This is a genomic window from Borreliella carolinensis (assembly GCF_032595855.2).
GTDB classification, from domain to species: Bacteria; Spirochaetota; Spirochaetia; order Borreliales; family Borreliaceae; genus Borreliella; species Borreliella carolinensis.
This window is the reverse complement of sequence record NZ_CP132453.1, coordinates 206,044-224,275: the sequence shown is the minus strand read 5'-3', so window position 1 is coordinate 224,275 and position 18,232 is coordinate 206,044. Positions and strand designations below refer to the sequence as shown.

The following is an 18,232-nucleotide window of genomic DNA, read 5'->3' as shown; positions in this document are numbered from 1 at the left end:
TAATAGGAGACTTTATGATAAAATCAATTTTAGATTATTTATTGACTTTGCATCCTGTATTATTAGGACTTTTAGGTTCTACTTTCACTTGGTTTACTACAGCTTTTGGAGCAGCAGCAGTTTTTTTCTTTAGAAAGGTAGATAATAAAATAATGGACGCTATGCTTGGTTTTTCAGCGGGCATTATGATAGCAGCCAGTTTTTTTTCACTTATTCAACCTGCTATCGAGAGAGCTGAGGAGCTTGGATACATTACTTGGGTGCCGGCTGTTTTTGGGTTTCTTGTTGGAGCGTTTTTTATATACATTGTAGATGTATTTGTTCCAGATCTTGATAAACTTACTTTTATTGATGAAGACTTAACTAAGCACGGCAAGAAAGATTTTTTGCTCTTTACTGCTGTTACTTTACATAATTTCCCAGAAGGATTAGCAGTTGGAGTTGCTTTTGGAGCCCTAGCGTCTAATCCAGATGTTCAAACTTTAGTTGGAGCCATGCTTCTTACGCTTGGTATTGGCATTCAAAATATCCCCGAAGGAGCAGCTATTTCTCTACCTTTAAGAAGAGGTAATGTTGCTTTAGCAAAATGTTTTAACTATGGCCAAATGTCAGGATTGGTAGAAATTGTGGGAGGGCTTATGGGTGCTTATGCGGTTTATTCTTTTACCCGAATTTTACCCTTTGCGTTGGCTTTCTCTGCAGGAGCCATGATTTATGTATCAATTGAACAACTAATACCCGAAGCTAAGAGAAAAGACATTGACAATAAAGTGCCAAGTATATTTGGTGTTATTGGTTTTACATTAATGATGTTTCTTGATGTTTCATTAGGTTGAAATTATCCAAATTTTCCGCTGATATATTCTTCAGTTTTAGTATTTTTAGGATTGAAGAATAGTTCGTCAGTTGAGCTTTCTTCTTCAATGCATCCATTAAGGAAAAATGCAGTTCTGTCAGATATTCTTCCGGCTTGTTGCATATTGTGAGTTACAATGATTATTGTATAACTTTCTTTTAAGTTTATTATTAGCTCTTCAATTTTGCCTGTTGATATTGGATCTAGAGCAGAGGTAGGTTCGTCCATTAGTATTACATTTGGTTCTATCGCAAGAGTTCTTGCAATGCAGAGTCTTTGTTGTTGCCCTCCTGAGAGACTTAAGGCATTTGTATTAAGTTTGTCTTTGACCTCGTTCCAGAGTGCAGATTTTTTTAGTGATTGTTCTACTATTTCGTCTAGTATTTTTTTATCTTTTGTTCCGTGAATTTTTGGGCCATAACTTATATTGTCATAGATAGACATTAAAAATGGGTTAGGGGTTTGGAAGACCATTCCTATTTTTCTTCTAAGCTCCAAGATATCGAAATTATTTGAATAAATGTTTTTTCCCTCATATATTACATTGCCTTCTATTTTAATACCTTCAACAAGGTCATTCATTCTGTTGAGAGTTCTTAAGAATGTTGATTTGCCACAGCCGGATGGACCTATTAAAGCAGTAATGCTATTTTTTAGTATTTTAATATTTATTTTGTTTAAAGCCTTAAAATCTGTATAAAATAGATTTAAATTTTCTGTTTCTATTATAACTTCATTTTTTGGTGTATCTTTTTCTTTTATCACTTATTTAATCCTATATAATTTGTTTATTAAAAATTTTGAAGTCAAATTTATTATGAGTACCATTATTACAAGTATTGAAGCCGTTCCAAATCCTTTGTCCAAATGTCCTTCTTGAAATAACATCAGTAAGTGTACAGTTAGTGTTCTTGATGGTTCATTTAAATTTGTTGCAAGCCCCAAGTTTGTTCCCATTGTAAAAAGTAATACGGCCGTTTCTCCCAAAGCTCTTCCTATTGCAAGAACTATTCCTGTTAGTATTCCAGGAATAGCTGCTGGAACCATAACTTTAATTATAGTTTCTGTGTTATTTGCCCCTAAGGCGAATGAAGCATATTTGTATGATTTTGGGATTGTTTTAAATGCTTCTTCGGTTGTTTTAACAATCATTGGCAATATCATTAGAGAGCTTGTAATTGCTCCTGAGAGTATTCCTATTCCAAAAATTGGCACAAAAAAAATCAGTCCAAAAAGTCCAAAAATTATTGCAGGAATTGAGGAAAGGATGTCAACGCTCATAGATAGTATTTTGTAAAATATTTTACTAGAAGTGTATTCGGCAAGCATTATGCCGGTTCCTATTCCAATGCATATTGAAATAGCAGTTGTTAGCAGTATTACATAAAAAGTATTTAATATTAAATAAGAAATTCCGCCATATGCACCAGAATCTCTTGGAATAGATAATATGAAATTTAAATTCAAAGGACTGCTTTTATCAAAATAATGCATTTTAATAAAGGGTGCTTTAAGATTTTGAAAATAATGCCAAGGCACAATTGCTAGTGCGCCTTCTGTTTTTTCTATAGTTTGTATTATATTTTCTTCTTGATCAAGATTATATTTTAATATTGTTAACTTAATATTCTTTGATATTAAATTAACCCATTTTTCTTTGCCTTTAATGAGTTTTTCAACTTCATCAACACCTAATGTATTAATTATTTCATTTTCATTTTTTGTTAAAGTTTTTTTACCTATTAGGACCGATATAGTTTTTATTTTTAAAGCTTTAATATTGGGATATAATTTAAAGTCCAAGGATTCGAATTCTTCTTTTGTTAAATAGCTTATAGAGCCTGTTGTGCTATTTATAGTTTGAAGTATTTTTTTTGTAGATGGTTCGATTTTTATGTATCTTTTATTAAATACTTTGTTTTTGATTAGTGTTTTTAGAATAGCTTTGTTAGATATACTGTCAATTGAACTGGCAATAGGTATAATATCAATTCCTTGATCTGAAATGCTTCCCCAGTGTGAAATTTTATTATTATATATGTTGTAAATGTCTTCTATTGAAATTTTGTCTGTATTGATATTTTTGTTAACAATAAAAACAATTTGTATTTCTTTGTTTTCTTCTGTTTTGAATGGCACAAAATATTGAACTTTGTTTAAAAATAAAGTTTGTTTTTTTTTGAAATAAGATAAAGAGTTGTACAATACATATGCTATTAGAAAAATTAATACAGCTGTTAAAAAATATGCAATAAAATTAATTATAAAGAAATAGAACTTATTAATTAATTTATTTATTTGAGGTTTGGTCACTTTTTCTTTAACCCTTTATTTGAAGATAATATAAAATTTTTGAGTAAATTTGTAATTATTGAAAATAGCAATAATACTAGAGCTGTAGAGAAAAGAGCTTCTCTGTGAACACCCGAGGCGTATCCCATGTCCATAGCAATATTTACGGTTAGCGTTCTAATGGGAGAAAATACGTTTTTTATAAAAAGAGGAGAGCCCCCTCCTACCATTAATACTGCTACTGTTTCTCCAATAGCTCTTCCTATTGCCAATATTGTTCCTGCTAAAATACCTCGACTAGCCGATGGTATTATTATTTTATATATCGTTTGCCAGTCTGTTGCTGCTAATGCAAGAGATGCAAATTTATATGATTTGGGAACGGCTTTAAGTGATGAATAACAAACGCTAATTATTGTAGGAACTATCATTATGCTTAATATGAGTGATGAGCTTATTAAATTGTATCCCAAATTGTCTTCTCTTTGAAAAATGTTTTTTACTAAAGCTGCAATAAATGTGCTTCCAAAAAATCCGTAAACCACACTGGGGATTCCTGCCAAAAGCTCTATTACTGTTTGTAGAAATTTTCTATAAAATCCTTTTGTTTTTTCAAGTAAATATATTGCAAATCCCAATCCAATTGGTAAAGCAATTAAAATAGAAAAAAGTGTAGTTAAAAAGGAATTAATAATGAATGCTAAGATACCATAAGATTTTTGAATATTGCTAGTAGGATCCCAATTTGTGCTAAATAAAAAGTTTAAAATTTTAATTTTGTTATTAATAAATGGCGTTATTCCGGTTTTTAATATGAACAAACCTAGAAACAATATTGATAGAAAGCTTATTACTGCAGATATAAGAATAAAAGATTTGAAAATAATTTCAATTATTTTTCTTTTTGTCTTTAAGCTTAGATGCATTTTTTAAAAGAATCCCTTAAAGCTCATGTCAGTGTTAAATTGTATTATTTGACTTAATATTAAGTCAAGTGTTTTTCCTTTTAATTTAATTATGTTTTTATCCCCAAAAAACCTTGTTCTTCAACAATATCTTGACCGATTGAGCTTGTCATGAAATCAATAAATTGAGTTACACTTTTATCTTTGTATTTGTTATTTGTAACTATTATTAAATTTCTCTTAATGTTATATTTATTGCTATTTATTGTTTCTTTTGTAGGATATGTGCTATTGACAGAAAGAATATTTAAACCCTTTTCTATTGAATTTTTTGCGTATCCAAGACCTATATATCCTATTGAGTGCGGAGTAAGGCTTGTTTTTTCAATTACCTCTCCATTAGATTTTACAACTATTCCGTCTTGTCTAAATTGAGCTTCTTCGTGAGTTTTAAATATTTTATTAAGAAGTAGATCTTTTATAGATGAATAAGAACCAGAAGAAGAGTCTCGATTAATAAAGTTGATTTTAGCATCAGGGCCTCCTACTTGTTTCCAATTTTGAATTTCTCCATTTAATATTTTAGCTAGATTTTCTTCTGTAATATTTGTAATTTTTATTTCAGGGCTTGTAATGAAAATTAAAGCATCATAAGCGAATACAGTTTCTTTTGCTCCCTGTTCAATTTCTTCTTTTGTTAAATCTCTTGATGATATTGCTATTTTGTATATTTTGTTAAATAGTCCGTTTATGCCAACACTACTTCCTTGTGCATCGTATGTTATTTTAGTATTACTATTTATTTTATTAAATCTTAAAATCATTTCGTCTAGTATTGGGCTTACAGTTGTAGATCCCCCAATTGATACAATTTTTTCATTGTCTTGATTTTTACAGTTGTATAATAAACCTGTTGATAGCATAAAAATTAAGATAATAAATTTTTTCATCAAGCAAACTCCTTTGTTTAAGTATATAATATCATTAATTTAAAATAAGTCAATTGTAAAATAACTTTATTTATTAAGTTATAATTGAGGAATAATAGCAAATATTTTAATTTTTTGGTATAAATTACTACTAGATTTGTATGTTAAGTTTTGCGAGGTATTTAAATGGCAGTAGTGAAATCTAGTGAGATTGAAAAAGGTTCTTTTTTGCTTATCAAGGGGGTTCCTCATATTGTTCTTGAGAGAGAATTTTCAAAAACAGGTAGGGGAGGGGCAATAGTAAGGTTAAAGCTTAAGAACTTGAAAAACAAACTTGTCATTAGAGAAACTTTAAAAGGGGCAGATACCGCAGAAGCTATTGAAATTTATGAAGTTAGTGCCCAGTATTTATACAAAGATAAAGACGTTTTGGTTTTTATGGATTTAGAAACTTATGATCAAGTTAGCTTGGATTTAAAAGAAAGTGCTAATTTTCAAGATAAGGTACTTTTTTTGCAGGAGTCGGAAATCTATTCTCTTATAATGTTTGACAATGTGGTTATTGATATTAAGCTGGCTCCAAAGATTGCTTTTGAAGTTGTAGAGGTTGAGGCAGCTGTTAAGGGCGACACTGTAACAAATGCAATGAAAAATATTACTCTTAATACAGGCCTTGTAGTAAAAGCTCCACTTTTTATTAACGTTGGAGATAGGATTTTAGTTAATTCTGAAACTAAAGAGTATGCAGAACGGATTAAAAGTTAAATTAATAGTGTTTTTTTGTTGTTTTGCTTCTTCTTGTGAAATGAATTATCCGGAAATAAAAGAGCTTGATTATAAGATAAATTATTATTTTACTGAAAATCGTTTAGATTACTTCATGAGTTTTGATTTTGCAATTAAAGTTCTAAATCCAAAGGATGTTTTTAAATTATCAATAGAGAATAAGAATACTAATGAGTTTATTCAAGTAATTAATAATAATTATAGCTCTTTTTTTATTGATTCTAACCTTGGCAAGGATATTCTATATTGTAGAGATTTAAGGTTTAATTTTTTTGATAAAACTTTTGAAGATTTTACTTCATGCGTTCGTCTTTTTGATAAGGGCATGAGGGTGTACAATAAAGAGCTTGTTATTTCTCTGAGAATGTCAAAGTATGATTTAGATGATGTTCACAATTATGTATATAAGTTTAAAGATATGGCAATGTTAAACAAGTTAAGCAATTCCAAAGTATTTTTTGTTAAAACTTATAAAGATAAACTACATCCTATCTCTTCAGTTGCTAAAATTGATTCAGTAGATATTCCAGAGATTGATAAAACATTTGATAATTATATAAGCTTTTATTATGTCGAAAAAAATTCAAATCTTTTTTTTAAGGTTAATTGAAAAGATCAAATGGGCCCACCAGGACTTGAACCTGGGACCTACCGATTATGAGTCGGGTGCTCTAACCAACTGAGCTATAGGCCCTTAGCTTTAATTTATTATATTTATTTTTTATTCATTGTCAAGTTCATTTTGAATAGCTTCTATTTTAGAAGTTAATGCATCTAATTTGTTATTAATTTTATTTTTTTCTTTTGTTAGGATTCGCATTTTTTGTTGAATATTTTTTATTTCTTCTTGTTTTGTTGTTTTTATTAAATCATTATTTAAGTTTAATATTTTTTGATTTATTTTTTCTATTTTTTGGATTATTGAGCTGATTGCAGTGCTTTTAGTTGTAATTTTATCTTTTTTTGTAGTTTCAATAAATTCTTCAGCAATTTTTTTTAAAATATTTTCTTTATTTTTTGTAATATTATTGATTTCGTTTTTTATTTTATTCTTTTTGTATATTTTTTCTTTTTTGCTTGTAGATATTATTTCTTTTATTTCTTCTTTGATGTTTTTTATATTTGTTTTGATTTCATTCATTATTTTAAATTCTTTAACAATTACATTGTTTAATTTTTTATTTAATGAAAATTCATTTATTATGCTTTCAAAATTTTCAGAAGGATAATATTTTGTGAATACCCGCTTTTCAAATTCTTTTGATATCTTATATACATTTATCATATGGATGATATTGTTTATTGCTGAGTTGACTTTAAGCATTATTTTTTGTAAATAATTTTTTGTTTTATATTCACTTGCTAATTCTATTTTTTCATATTTTTCAAGTTTTAATTTAGAAAAATTCATATTGTATTTTGATATTAATTCTAAATTTTGAGGATAAATTTCGATTATTGTTTTAGCAAGTTCTTTAAGATTTTTTTTATATGATTTACTAGTAGATTTATATTCTTTTTTAAAAATATAAATCTTTTTGTTTAAATTTTTTAATATGTTTTCAGTTTCTTCTGATTTGCTTAAATTGCTTTTCATTTGATACAATTCTTTTTCTACTAATTTTAAATTGGGATAGTGGTTTAAATTTTTTAATTCTACTATATTATTATTTTTCAATATTTTTCCAAGTTCAATTAAACTTTTTTCTTTTTCTATCTTTAACAAGTTGATTTCTGATTTGATTTTTTTTATCATGGGAACTCTGATTTTATTTTATGCTCTGGCAACTTTTTTTTCAAGATCAAACTTAGATATTTTGTAATAAATTTTTCGTCCATGAGGACAATGTTTGATTTCTAGTTTAAAAAATTCATTTATTAAAAATTTGCTAAATTCAATGCTTAATATGTCATTTGCTTTAACAGCCTTTCTGCAGGAAATAGTTGCATATAAGTCAGATTCAAGAGAATTTATTGTTCTGCTTCTTCTTGATTGAAAAAAGTTAATAAGAGTATTTTCATATTGATTACAAATATTAGGAATAGATTCAAGTTGATATTTTTTAGAGCCTATTTTGGAGATTATAATGTCCAATTTTTTGTATTCTTCTATTTCACTATCTATAATTTCTTCTATGTTTTTATCAACTACTGTGAATTCAATTGGTATTAGAAGCTTTTGAATAGTTTTTTTTGAATTTCTAAGTTTTTCATATATGATTTTTTCGTGAACTGCGTGTTGGTCTATGAAGTAAATTTCATTTATTTTTTCAACGATTAAAAATTCAGAGAATATTTGTCCAATATAGTTAAATTTTATTTCTTCTTTTTCATTTTTGTTTGGCAGTTCTTCAAATTCTAAAAAGTTGTCAGAGAAAATGTTTTCAATGTTTTCCTTAAGTGTTGGTCTATTTTGTATAATTGAATTGTACCTTTTAAGGTCAATATTGCCTTGTGGTATGGTTTTGTCTAGTTCTTTTATATTATCTTCTTTTTCTAAATAGTTGTTTTGTGGTATATCATATGTGGTGAATTTATTAAAGTTTTCTGGTTCGTTGATCATTTCTATTAAATGTTCATCTTCTGTTAATTGTCTTTTTATTATTATGTCTTGGTAGTTATTTATGTTTTTATCAAAAAAATTATTAATATTGTCAGATATTAGTTTAAATAAAAATGGAAGATTGTAAAATCTTACTTCTTTTTTTTGCGGGTGTACATTAAAGTCAATATATTCAGGGTTTATTTCTAAAAATAGATAACATATTGGAAAGTTGCCAGGAGAAAGTATTCTACTGTGCCCATTAGTTATTGCCTCTAAGAGATCTTTTTGATCGATAGGTCTTCTGTTGACAAATGTTTTAATATGTCTTTTACTTTTTTTAGAAAAGTTGTCTGGTGCTAAAAATATTTCTATTTTTATGTTGTCATGTTCTTTTTTTAAGACTCTAAATTTATTATTTTCTATTACATTTCCATATACATTTTGAACCCTGTCAATTAACGATTCTTTAAAGTAAATTTTTCTTAGCTTTTGATTTAAATTAATTTCGAAATTTATTTCGGGATGAGTTATTATTTTTTCTTCTAAAACTTTTAGACACATTTTTGTTTCAATAGGTTCTTGCTTTAAGAATCTTTTCCTTGCTGGGAAGTTGTGAAATATTTTTGTGACATCTACTATTGTTCCGTTTATGGCAGGTTGTTTTTTAAAGCATTTTTCAATTCCATTTTCTATTTCTATTTGATAGCTTTCATTGCTAGTTGTTGAGCTTGTTATTGAAATGTTGGAGCAAATTGCAATACTAGAGAGTGCCTCTCCTCTAAATCCCAGAGTTTCTATTTTTCTTAAATCTTCTTCTGTTGATATTTTTGAAGTAGTGTGTGGTAGATAACAGATTTTTAAATCCTCTTTACTTATTCCGCTTCCGTTATCTATTATTAAGATTTTGTGAATTCCTCCCTCTTCAAGAAAAACCTCAATTTTAGTAGCTCCAGAATCTATTGAATTGTCTAGTAATTCCCTTAATATTGAACAAGGTCTGTCTATTGATTCTCCTGCTGCTATTTTTTGAACCAAGTATTTATCTAAGAATCTTATTTTGTTCATTGAAATTTATATTCCTATTATTTTTTTAATATTTTCATTTTTTTTGTAATTTGGAAATTTTTTTATAAGTTCTCTTAATGTTTGATCATTGTTATTTTCATTATATTCTATTATTCCTAGTGCATGTAAGGCTTCTGGATTGTTTGGTTTTAATTTTGTATATTCTCTTAGAAGGTCTTTGGCTCTTGCATTATCATTAATTTCAATTAGAGTGGTTGCAAGATTATATTTTGCTTCAATATCTGAATTGGTTATAGCTTTTTCAAAAATTTCAATTGCTTTTTGATAATTTTTTTCTTTTTTGTAAAGTATCCCCAGATTGTTTAAGGCTAATTTATTATTTTTGTTTATTATCTTTTCAAGAGTTGAGATTGCTTGACTTTTATTTCCCGATTTTTCGTATGCTTTTGCTAGGTTTATATAAGCTGAAGTATTTTCGGGGTTTTTTTCAATTACCAAGTTGTAAAGCGATATAGCATTTTGGTAATTTCCTTTTTTAAGATTTATAGATGCTTTTAAATATAAATATTCACTTTTTTCTGGATTTAAATCGATGGCTTTGTTTATTATTTCAAGAGATTCTTCAAGTTTATTGTTTCCAAATTTTGATATTGACAGGTTGTAAATAGCAATTTCGTTAGGTTTTTTTGCATTGGCATTGAAAAAATTTAAATATTCTTCACTTTGTTTGAAGTTGCCTAAGTTGTTTGAGACTATTCCAGCTTTTAATGCATAATTAGGTTTTTTGTCGAGATTGTAGGCATTTTTAAAGCTTGTAAATGCTTGTTGCATATCGCCATTTTTTTCTTCTGCTATTCCTTTTTGGTAGTAGGCAGTGCCATAATTTTTATCAATTTGTATTGCTTTCTCAAAAGATTCTATTGCTTTTTTGTTTTTATTTAGCATCATTAAAGCTATTCCTTTGTTATTATGTGCTTTTTTATGTTTTGGGTCGAGCTTTATTGTTTGATCAAATGATGCTATTGAGTTTTCATACTTTTTAAGCTTGAATCTAATGATTCCGAGTTTATAGTGATCTTCTTGGGTATTTGTGAGTTTGGTAATTTTTTCGTATACATTTTCTGCTTTTAGCAAATCTCCATTGTTTTCATAAGCTTGAGCTAAAGTTTTAGAGGCATGGGTGTCATTAGGATTGTTTTTTAAGAATTCGTTTAGATCGTTAATTGCTTGTTGACGTGTTTTTGTGTTTTCAAGATCAACGGATTTTATTGAATAAACTTTAGATTTAAGGTCCTCCATGTGTTGTATTTTATTAGCTTGAGCTAAAGTTTTAGAGGCATGGGTGTCATTAGGATTGTTTTTTAAGAATTCGTTTAGATCGTTAATTGCTTGTTGACGTGTTTTTGTGTTTTCAAGATCAACGGATTTTATTGAATAAACTTTAGATTTAAGGTCCTCCATGTGTTGTATTTTATTAGCTTGAGCTAAAGTTTTAGAGGCATGGGTGTCATTAGGATTGTTTTTCAGGAATTCATTTAGATCGTTAATTGCTTGTTGACGTGTTTTTGTGTTTTCAAGATCAACGGATTTTATTGAATAAACTTTAGATTTAAGGTCCCCCATGTGTTGTATTTTATTAGCTTGAGCTAAAGTTTTAGAGGCATGGGTGTCATTAGGATTGTTTTTCAGGAATTCATTTAGATCGTTAATTGCTTGTTGACGTGTTTTTGTGTTTTCAAGATCAACGGGTTTTATTGAATAAACTTTAGATTTAAGATCCCCCATGTGTTGTATTTTATTAGCTTGAGCTAAAGTTTTAGAGGCATGGGTGTCGTTAGGATTGTTTTTTAAGAATTCATTTAGATCGTTAATTGCTTGTTGACGTGTTTTTGTGTTTTCAAGATCAACGGGCTTTATTGAATAAACTTTAGATTTAAGGTTCTCCAGATGTTGTATTTTATTAGCTTGAGCTAAAGTTTTAGAGGCATGGGTGTCGTTAGGATTGTTTTTTAAGAATTCATTTAGATCGTTAATTGCTTGTTGACGTGTTTTTGTGTTTTCAAGATCAACGGGCTTTATTGAATAAACCTTAGACTTAAGATCCTCTAAGCGCTGGGGTTTCTTGTCTTTTTTATTTAATTGAAAAATTTCTTTCTTGTAAGGTTCTTTTGGTATATTAATTAAATTTGGTTCAATGTCTTTTTTTATTAGGGTTAATAGTAAATTTGAGGCTTCTTTATTTTTTAGACTTTCAATCAACTCATTTACTTTTTGAAATTTATTGCTTAGGCCTTTTTTAATTAATTCTTTTAATCTGTTTTTCCCAAGTGTGACTCTGCCGGTATTAATATCGTCTAATATTTCGTAGAGTTCTTTTTTTATTAAGTAACTATATGGCCTATGAATTTCCCCTATTATTGTTTGACTGGGTGGAGAAAGTTCACTTTCTTTTTGGGAATTTGAAGGATTTTTTTTCAAAGTTGTAGCATTACTATTGTTTGAGTATTTTCTGTTGTCTGGAGTTTTTAAAATATTCTCTGAAGTTTGTTCTTTGAAAGAATTTGTGTTTTGCGTATCATTTTCTATTTTTTGAGAGCTGTTTAAAATATTTTCACTATGTGATTTTTCACTTAAGTTTTTTTTTAGTTTTTCCAAATTAAATAAATTTTTTTGATCATTAACGCTTAATTTGGAATTTGGAGATTGTGTTGATTGATCTTCTTCTTTTGGGTTTGTATTTGGGTATATTTTTTCTGGGATTTTGCTTTTTTTAAATTCAGATATGTCTTCATCTTCAATGCCAATATCATCGTTTCTGTCAGAGTAATTTTCTGTTATTGTGCTGTCTTTGATGTATCTATTGTTAAATGCTATATCAAAATTTTCGTTTACATTTGTTTTTGTATTGTCTTGGCCTTTGATTTTGTCTAAGATTTGATTTGCAGAGTCCCTTTGTAATTCGTTTGATTCAAAAGGACTGCTGTTGGCAATTTCTGCTAGTGTATTTGTAAGCATTGTAATGTCTTCATTTTTGGGGTATTTTTCTTGCAGAAGTTTTGCAACAGAATATGCTTTTTTATAGTTTCGATCTATTACGCTATTTTTAACTTCGTTTAGCATTATTTCTCGATTTTTGTCATTTAATTTGCTTTGATATATATAGTAACCAAAACCCCCAAATGATAGGATAAGTAAGAAAATTAAAAGCAATAATACCGAAAAATTTGTATGTTTTTTATTCATCTATGTATAACTCCTCTTGCCAATTAAGTTTTTCTAGCTCAATTAAAGAATTTGTTTCTAGGTTGTCTTTAAAACTATCTTTAAGTATTTGATTTTTATCTTCTTTCGCGTATACAATATGCTCGGTTCGTCCTTTTAAGCTTTTGTCAAGTTTTTCAAGATTAATTTTTTCATTTCTTAAATAACTTATTAAAAGTAAAATGCTGTCTTTTTTTTCTGTTTTTGATCTAAGGGTAATAAATTGCGAGTAGTCGTGGATAGCCATAGTATAAGAATCCCAAGCCTTTTGGTATTCTTTTTCTTTAGATGTTATTTTGCCTTGTTGAACATAGGCGTTAGCTCTGTTTAGTAGTGCGCTGTCATAATTAGGCCTGCTTTTAATGGAATTAGAATAATATTTTATTGCTAAAGGATAGTAACCTTCTCCTCTGTTAAACATTATGTTGCCTAATTCATAATATAGTATGTAATCGATTTCACCTCCTACCGCAATTCCATCAAGCAATGCTCCTTCTGCTTCTGTTAGTTGGTTATTTTCTCTGTATGCTATTGATAAAAAGTAATAGCCTAGTTGTACTTTTGGATATTTTTTAATAGCATCGCTTAGTGTTTCGATTGCTTGAATATAATTTTTGTTTTTCATCTCTTCTTTGCCAATTCTAATTAGTCTTTGAGAATATGCTAGTTTTGAATTAAATATTAAAATTAAAAATACAATAAAAATCTTGCAATTTTTATTTAAAAATAAATAAATCCTCATTCTTTTCCCATTATACTTAATTTAGATTAAATGTCTTTAGATTTCATAAGTTCTTTTTTAAAATTTATTTTTTGCTTCAATTTTGTTTTGAAAAAATAAATAAATTCTAATAAACTATTTTTTTCATTAGATTTTATCTTTCTATTGCTTATAAATTCTACCAGATTCTCATAATATATTAAATAGCATATTGCAGGGAATAATTTTTTCTCATTTTCATCTTCCAATGTTTCAATAAGATCAAATCTTATATTTTTGAGAATAATTTTTAAAATTCTTGATCTTGTTTTTAGTGATTTTATTAAAATATATGATTTTTGGTAATCTAGTTGGTTGGAATTTATTTTTTGTATTTTTATTATTTTTTTAGGTATTGTAATTTTATTTTCGTCAAGGTAGAGTAGTATGTCAGATATAAATTTGAAATGCTTATTTTCAATATTTGGATAAAAAGATAGAAAATATACAAATATTTGATTTTGTATTTCAAAGGTTTTGGATTTGAAAAATTCTTTCATGCGTTGACAAAAAATTTTTTTATCCTTTTTGTCAGCATAAATATAGAATGCAATCCATCCATAAGTTTCTATATTATGAGAAATTTTTTTGACATAATGCATAATAATTTCTAAAAATGCGCTTTTAATGTATCTCTCTTTAAAGATTGAGCTTTCGTAGGGGTTGAAATTTGTTTTGTCAAAAGATATAAAAAAATCTTCTGTTTGAAATTTTGCAGTTATAATTTCTTTTATTTTTTCTTTTATGTTGATTAATTTGTGTTTTTCAATGTATTCAAGTGCATCTATGAAAGATTCCCAATTGTTAGATATTTTGTCTTTGAAAAACCAAGTTAAATATTTTTTTGTTATTGTTTTTTCAATTACATATAAATAACACTTTAATGTGTCTTGAAAATCCCTTGGAGAGTATTGAGTAAAATCGCTGAAAAAGTAATTGAAGTTAATATTTTTACTCGAACCCTTATAAAAAATTTCATTAAGACTTAAAGTTTTTAGTGCTCGCAAGTAGTTTAAAATTTCATTGTATTTTAGTGCTAGAATTTCTTCTTCCAAGTATTTATAATGTTTTATTAAAATTTTAATAAAAATGTTTTTACTCAAACACCCAACCGGCCAATATGTAAGTATTAGCATTCTTTTTAATTTTATTAGTCTACTTTCTTTATTGGTTAAGCTTGATTTAAAAACTTTTTGATTTTCCGGTTTATATTTTAAATTTTTATTTAAAATATTTAATATTTTATTTTTATTTTTGTTTCTTACAGCTACCAGAATGTCTATTGTTCGTTCTAGGTTGTCAATGTTAATATTGCTGGAAAAATTTAATATAATTTGCTTGTAAATGTCTTTTTTTTCTTGAGAATAATAAGGGTTATTTTGTATTTCAATCAGTTTTAAAAAGTTGCTAGATTTTAGTTTATATGTTGTTCCTAGTTTTTTGGTGTTGAGATTGGCTTCTTTGCTTATTTGAGCGAAATTTTTGCTTCTTACTATTTCTAATATCCATTTTTTAATGATTTCATTTTGAGTTTTTTTGTAGTAGTATTCTTCAAGTGAAGCATTTAATTCATTTTTTTCTTTTTCGTAATCATTGCTAATTTTTATAAGTTCAATTATTTCAGATTTTTTTAATTTGTAAAGCTGGGAAGAAATACTATATTTTAAAACTTTTTCTTCTATGTATTTATTTATATACTTTTTTAATGTGGCAAGGGAATCATAAAATTCTGAATCCTTTTTAATCGTTTTCATTTATTCCTTTTTTTATAATTTCCATTAAATTTTTATCTTTTTTGGCAGAATTTATTATTGCCTCTAGATAACCTTCAAGAGTTCCTATGTCAATTCTTTTTCCTTCAATATTTTTATATAATACTTTTTTTTGATCCATTAGCTTTTTTAAAGCATAAATGTGGTAGTATTCACCTTTTTGGTGTAGCTTAAATCCTTCTTCTAAATGTTCAAAAAACTCATAATTGTACAAAAATCTCCCAATAGATGCTTTATTGCTAGGTTCACTTCCAATTTTTGGTTTTTCAACAATGTTTTTTACATGAATTTCGTCTTTGTAGAGTTCTATTACACCGTATCTATTTATATTTTCTGGATTTTCAATGATAGATATTATGTTCTTTCCAGTTTTTTCATGAAGATTAATCAATTGTAAGCTTAATGGTGAATTTCCAATGTAAAGATCATCAGGATAAGCTACAATTACAGGTTCTCTATTTATCCAGGGTTTTGCATAAAGCAGAGCATTTCCTGTGCCTAGCATTTCTTTTTGCCTTATGAAGCCTATGTTAATTTTTTTGTTTTTAATCTTATCTAATTCATCTTTTTTATTTTCTTTTAAAAAAATATTTTCAAGTTCAATTTCTCTGTCAAAATAATCTTCAAGAACTTTTTTTCGTCTTGAACTTATTAATAAAATGTCTTTTATTCCTGAATCGATAAATTCTTGAATAATATAATCTATGGCCGGTTTGTTTAAAATTGGTAGCATTTCTTTTGGAATTGTTTTTGTTATTGGTAAAAATCTTGTACCATACCCAGCCGCCAGAATAATGCCTTTCATATTTCTCTCTCTTGAAATAAGATTATAGCAAAAATTTAATTTTATATATTCATTGTTTTTTAAAATTGTTTTAAAATTTTTATTTATGTATGTAAGTTCGGGTAAATATAAAGGTAAAAAAATTTTGTTTCCCAAGAATGGTTCTGTTCGTCCCGTTATGTCTCTTGTTAGAGAAGCCTTTTTTTCTATTATTTTCAAGGATATTATTAACTCAAAATTTTTGGATGTTTTTGCAGGGACCGGCATAATGTCTATTGAAGCTCTTAGCAGAGGGGCCAGTCTTGCTCATCTTGTTGAATGTGATAGAAAAATTAAAAATACATTAGTTAAGAATTTTAGTTTTGTTGAGGAATTTTATAAATTCTTTTTTCAAAGTGCAGAGGATTTTTTGGGTAAAAAAGATCTTTTTTATGATTTTATTTACCTTGATCCCCCTTTTAATTATAAAAATAAGGTTAATTTGCTTGAGATTATTTTAAAAGGTAAAATTTTAAATGATAAAGTTAGTATCATTATGCATTATCCTTCTGGTGAAGATTTGGAGATAAATACGTCAAAATTTTCAATTTATAATTTAAAAAGGTATGGAGGATCAAAACTTATTTTTTTGAGAATATTGTAGGATTTATTTTTTCCCATAATTAAAGAGAATGAGTTGAATTTCATTTTTATTTAATTCTGGAATGCTGTTTTTTATTATAAAATCGTCCACATTTTTTAACGAATTTTTTTTATAATTTCCGTTTGCATCTTTTATTAAAATTTCTTTGTTCTCAAGATCCATTATTATTTCTTCTATTTTGTAAGTTTGAGTTTTTTTGTTTATTATAGATAAATTCGGTGTAATGCCCATTTTGTATTCAATAACAGCAGCTTGAAAAAGATTTTCATTATTATTTTTTTTGGTTACATCTACTATTTGCCCATAATCAAAAGGTGCAAGTATTGTTAAAAAATTTTCTAGCATGTTAATGTCAAATTTTTTGTTTTTTGTTTGTTCGTTTGGCTCTTTTCTGCTCCAGTAGTATTTTCCACTATTTTCTATTAGGAATTTAACAGCCTCTAAGGGGTTAGTGCTTTCTTTTATTATTATTGGATTTACTAATTCGTCGTAAGTATCTACTATGCAAAAAATTCTAACAAGTTCATGAATAAATTTGTTGATTTTTAGCTGTGGATGTCCGGTAGCATCAAGGTAGTCTTTTTGTCCATTGATTATCATTTTTGTAATAGCTGAAATATCTTCCCGCATTCTAAACAAATTTTTAGCAATGTTAATATTTTTTTCCAAGTGTTCTATTTTTAACTTGTGCTGTTCTTTAAAATTTTTGTCTTTAAGGCTTATTTTATTCCCTATATTTTCTAATATCGTTATATGCATTAATCCTATTGAGTGTAATAGCGATCCAAGTGCGGCTTGTAGTATCATGTCTTCTGCATAAAAAAATTCTGTAAATTCGGTATATTCAGTTTTATCAAGAAAAAATTTGATAGTTGAACGAGGTGCATTTTTCAAAGACCTTATTTTGTTTAAATTTGCAATTGTAATTAGAAAGTAAATTGTTGTATCGACCGAATGTAGCAGTATTGAGTCACCTTCTGTTTTGACTTTTCCTTTAAAAAATTCATAATCTCTTCTAGCAGAATATAAATATAATTTTTTTAAAGTTTTTTTATCTTTAAGATTTTCTTTTGTTCTAAGTTTTTGAACATCAAAATAATGATATATTTCTAATAAAATTTTTTGTAAAGATATTATTTTATGCCTTGGAAGTATTTTAAAGCTCCCTTCCAATATTTCTTTCCAATAAATTTGATTAGGCTCAGCCTCCATTAATGTATTTATTTTCATAAGTGGTTTTTTGCTCTTGGTAATAAATATTGGGTCGTCTTCTTTAAAAGGCTTATATACATCTTTTAGATTATCTATTAACTTTTCTCTTAAATAGTTAAGATCATCATTTAAAATTTTTTCATTTATTTTTTTTATCAGGTTTTCATATGATTCATCTTCTTCTTTTTTAATTACAGGAATGTATGGTGTATTGCCTTTGGAAAGTATTTTAATGATTTTTTCATTTACTCTTGTGCCAAGTTTTGATAAGTTTCCTATTCTTGCAAAAATTATGTCTTGTTCGTTTAGATCTTTTATTTGCTTTATTTCTTTAAGTATCACTTTGAGATCCTTTTAATCTTTAAATAAATGTCGCCGAGGAGAATCGAACTCCTGACACAAGGATTTTCAGTCCTATGCTCTACCAACTGAGCTACAGCAACAATTGCAATTTAAATAAA

General features: G+C 27.2%; 15 protein-coding genes and 2 tRNA genes. 4 read left to right on the top strand and 13 right to left on the bottom strand.

All coding sequences use genetic code 11. The annotated features are described in order from the left end of the window. Positions 1-14 precede the first annotated feature (14 nt). Positions 15-836, top strand: coding sequence for a ZIP family metal transporter (locus QIA46_RS01085; RefSeq protein WP_014023470.1), 822 nt, complete (start codon positions 15-17; stop codon positions 834-836). A 2-nt stretch (positions 837-838) separates the two neighbouring features. Here the strand turns inward: QIA46_RS01085 and pstB are convergent, their stop codons facing one another. From pstB to QIA46_RS01065, 4 genes are all read right to left on the bottom strand, one after another. Next, positions 839-1,621, bottom strand: a complete 783-nt coding sequence (pstB, locus tag QIA46_RS01080) for a phosphate ABC transporter ATP-binding protein PstB (RefSeq protein WP_316256042.1) — start codon at positions 1,619-1,621, stop codon at positions 839-841. Beyond that, entirely contained in the window at positions 1,622-3,061 is a 1,440-nt protein-coding gene (gene pstA, locus QIA46_RS01075) for a phosphate ABC transporter permease PstA (protein WP_317268139.1), read from the bottom strand. It abuts the gene before it with no gap. Positions 3,062-3,165: 104 nt separating this feature from the next. Further along, positions 3,166-4,074, bottom strand: a complete 909-nt coding sequence (gene pstC, locus QIA46_RS01070) for a phosphate ABC transporter permease subunit PstC (RefSeq protein WP_316256041.1) — start codon at positions 4,072-4,074, stop codon at positions 3,166-3,168. 89 nt (positions 4,075-4,163) lie between these two features. Continuing rightward, entirely contained in the window at positions 4,164-5,003 is an 840-nt protein-coding gene (locus QIA46_RS01065) for a PstS family phosphate ABC transporter substrate-binding protein (RefSeq protein WP_317268138.1), read from the bottom strand. A 165-nt stretch (positions 5,004-5,168) separates the two neighbouring features. Between QIA46_RS01065 and efp the strand changes: the two genes are divergently transcribed. Both efp and QIA46_RS01055 read left to right on the top strand, forming a co-directional pair. After that, positions 5,169-5,747, top strand: a complete 579-nt coding sequence (efp, locus tag QIA46_RS01060; RefSeq protein WP_014023465.1) for an elongation factor P — start codon at positions 5,169-5,171, stop codon at positions 5,745-5,747. Next, positions 5,725-6,378 carry a hypothetical protein gene (locus tag QIA46_RS01055; RefSeq protein ID WP_317268137.1) on the top strand — a complete coding sequence of 218 codons (654 nt, stop codon included), beginning with the start codon at positions 5,725-5,727 and terminating at the stop codon, positions 6,376-6,378. The genes efp and QIA46_RS01055 overlap by 23 nt, the downstream gene beginning before the upstream one ends. A 10-nt stretch (positions 6,379-6,388) precedes the next feature. Here QIA46_RS01055 and QIA46_RS01050 read toward each other — a convergent pair. The 7 genes from QIA46_RS01050 to QIA46_RS01020 form a co-directional block, all read right to left on the bottom strand. Then, a tRNA-Ile gene (locus QIA46_RS01050) sits at positions 6,389-6,462 on the bottom strand. A gap of 27 nt (positions 6,463-6,489) precedes the next feature. Further along, the gene (locus tag QIA46_RS01045) at positions 6,490-7,524 is read right to left on the bottom strand and encodes a hypothetical protein (RefSeq protein ID WP_317268136.1); all 1,035 of its coding nucleotides are present in this window, start codon (positions 7,522-7,524) and stop codon (positions 6,490-6,492) included. A gap of 18 nt (positions 7,525-7,542) precedes the next feature. Further along, the gene (gene mutL, locus QIA46_RS01040; protein WP_317268135.1) at positions 7,543-9,378 is read right to left on the bottom strand and encodes a DNA mismatch repair endonuclease MutL; all 1,836 of its coding nucleotides are present in this window, start codon (positions 9,376-9,378) and stop codon (positions 7,543-7,545) included. Positions 9,379-9,384: 6 nt separating this feature from the next. After that, complete coding sequence (locus tag QIA46_RS01035; protein ID WP_317268134.1) at positions 9,385-12,582, bottom strand: tetratricopeptide repeat protein; 3,198 nt, start codon at positions 12,580-12,582, stop codon at positions 9,385-9,387. Continuing rightward, entirely contained in the window at positions 12,575-13,342 is a 768-nt protein-coding gene (locus QIA46_RS01030) for a tetratricopeptide repeat protein (protein WP_014023460.1), read from the bottom strand. Before QIA46_RS01030 ends, QIA46_RS01035 begins: the two co-directional genes overlap by 8 nt. A 26-nt stretch (positions 13,343-13,368) precedes the next feature. Beyond that, on the bottom strand, positions 13,369-15,114 hold the full coding sequence (locus QIA46_RS01025) for a BB_0208 family protein (RefSeq protein WP_317268133.1): 1,746 nt from the start codon (positions 15,112-15,114) through the stop codon (positions 13,369-13,371). Further along, positions 15,101-15,937 (bottom strand): UTP--glucose-1-phosphate uridylyltransferase, encoded by an 837-nt coding sequence (locus QIA46_RS01020; protein WP_317268132.1) that lies wholly within the window; start codon positions 15,935-15,937, stop codon positions 15,101-15,103. Before QIA46_RS01020 ends, QIA46_RS01025 begins: the two co-directional genes overlap by 14 nt. A gap of 52 nt (positions 15,938-15,989) precedes the next feature. Here QIA46_RS01020 and rsmD point away from each other — a divergent pair, with 52 nt between their 5' ends. Beyond that, the gene (gene rsmD, locus QIA46_RS01015) at positions 15,990-16,559 is read left to right on the top strand and encodes a 16S rRNA (guanine(966)-N(2))-methyltransferase RsmD (RefSeq protein WP_317268131.1); all 570 of its coding nucleotides are present in this window, start codon (positions 15,990-15,992) and stop codon (positions 16,557-16,559) included. A gap of 3 nt (positions 16,560-16,562) precedes the next feature. Here the strand turns inward: rsmD and QIA46_RS01010 are convergent, their stop codons facing one another. Continuing rightward, entirely contained in the window at positions 16,563-18,113 is a 1,551-nt protein-coding gene (locus QIA46_RS01010; RefSeq protein WP_317268130.1) for an HD-GYP domain-containing protein, read from the bottom strand. A gap of 28 nt (positions 18,114-18,141) precedes the next feature. Continuing rightward, positions 18,142-18,214: transfer RNA gene (locus QIA46_RS01005), tRNA-Phe, on the bottom strand. Positions 18,215-18,232 lie beyond the last annotated feature (18 nt).

Coding starts and splice junctions, on each gene's coding strand:
- pstC (WP_316256041.1), bottom strand. CDS start 4,074: ATGCATCTAAGCTTAAAGACAAAAAGAAAAATAATTGAAATTATTTTC.
- QIA46_RS01055 (WP_317268137.1), top strand. CDS start 5,725: ATGCAGAACGGATTAAAAGTTAAATTAATAGTGTTTTTTTGTTGTTTT.
- QIA46_RS01035 (WP_317268134.1), bottom strand. CDS start 12,582: ATGAATAAAAAACATACAAATTTTTCGGTATTATTGCTTTTAATTTTC.
- QIA46_RS01045 (WP_317268136.1), bottom strand. CDS start 7,524: ATGATAAAAAAAATCAAATCAGAAATCAACTTGTTAAAGATAGAAAAA.
- QIA46_RS01030 (WP_014023460.1), bottom strand. CDS start 13,342: ATGAGGATTTATTTATTTTTAAATAAAAATTGCAAGATTTTTATTGTA.
- mutL (WP_317268135.1), bottom strand. CDS start 9,378: ATGAACAAAATAAGATTCTTAGATAAATACTTGGTTCAAAAAATAGCA.
- efp (WP_014023465.1), top strand. CDS start 5,169: ATGGCAGTAGTGAAATCTAGTGAGATTGAAAAAGGTTCTTTTTTGCTT.
- QIA46_RS01085 (WP_014023470.1), top strand. CDS start 15: ATGATAAAATCAATTTTAGATTATTTATTGACTTTGCATCCTGTATTA.
- QIA46_RS01020 (WP_317268132.1), bottom strand. CDS start 15,937: ATGAAAGGCATTATTCTGGCGGCTGGGTATGGTACAAGATTTTTACCA.
- QIA46_RS01065 (WP_317268138.1), bottom strand. CDS start 5,003: ATGAAAAAATTTATTATCTTAATTTTTATGCTATCAACAGGTTTATTA.
- QIA46_RS01025 (WP_317268133.1), bottom strand. CDS start 15,114: ATGAAAACGATTAAAAAGGATTCAGAATTTTATGATTCCCTTGCCACA.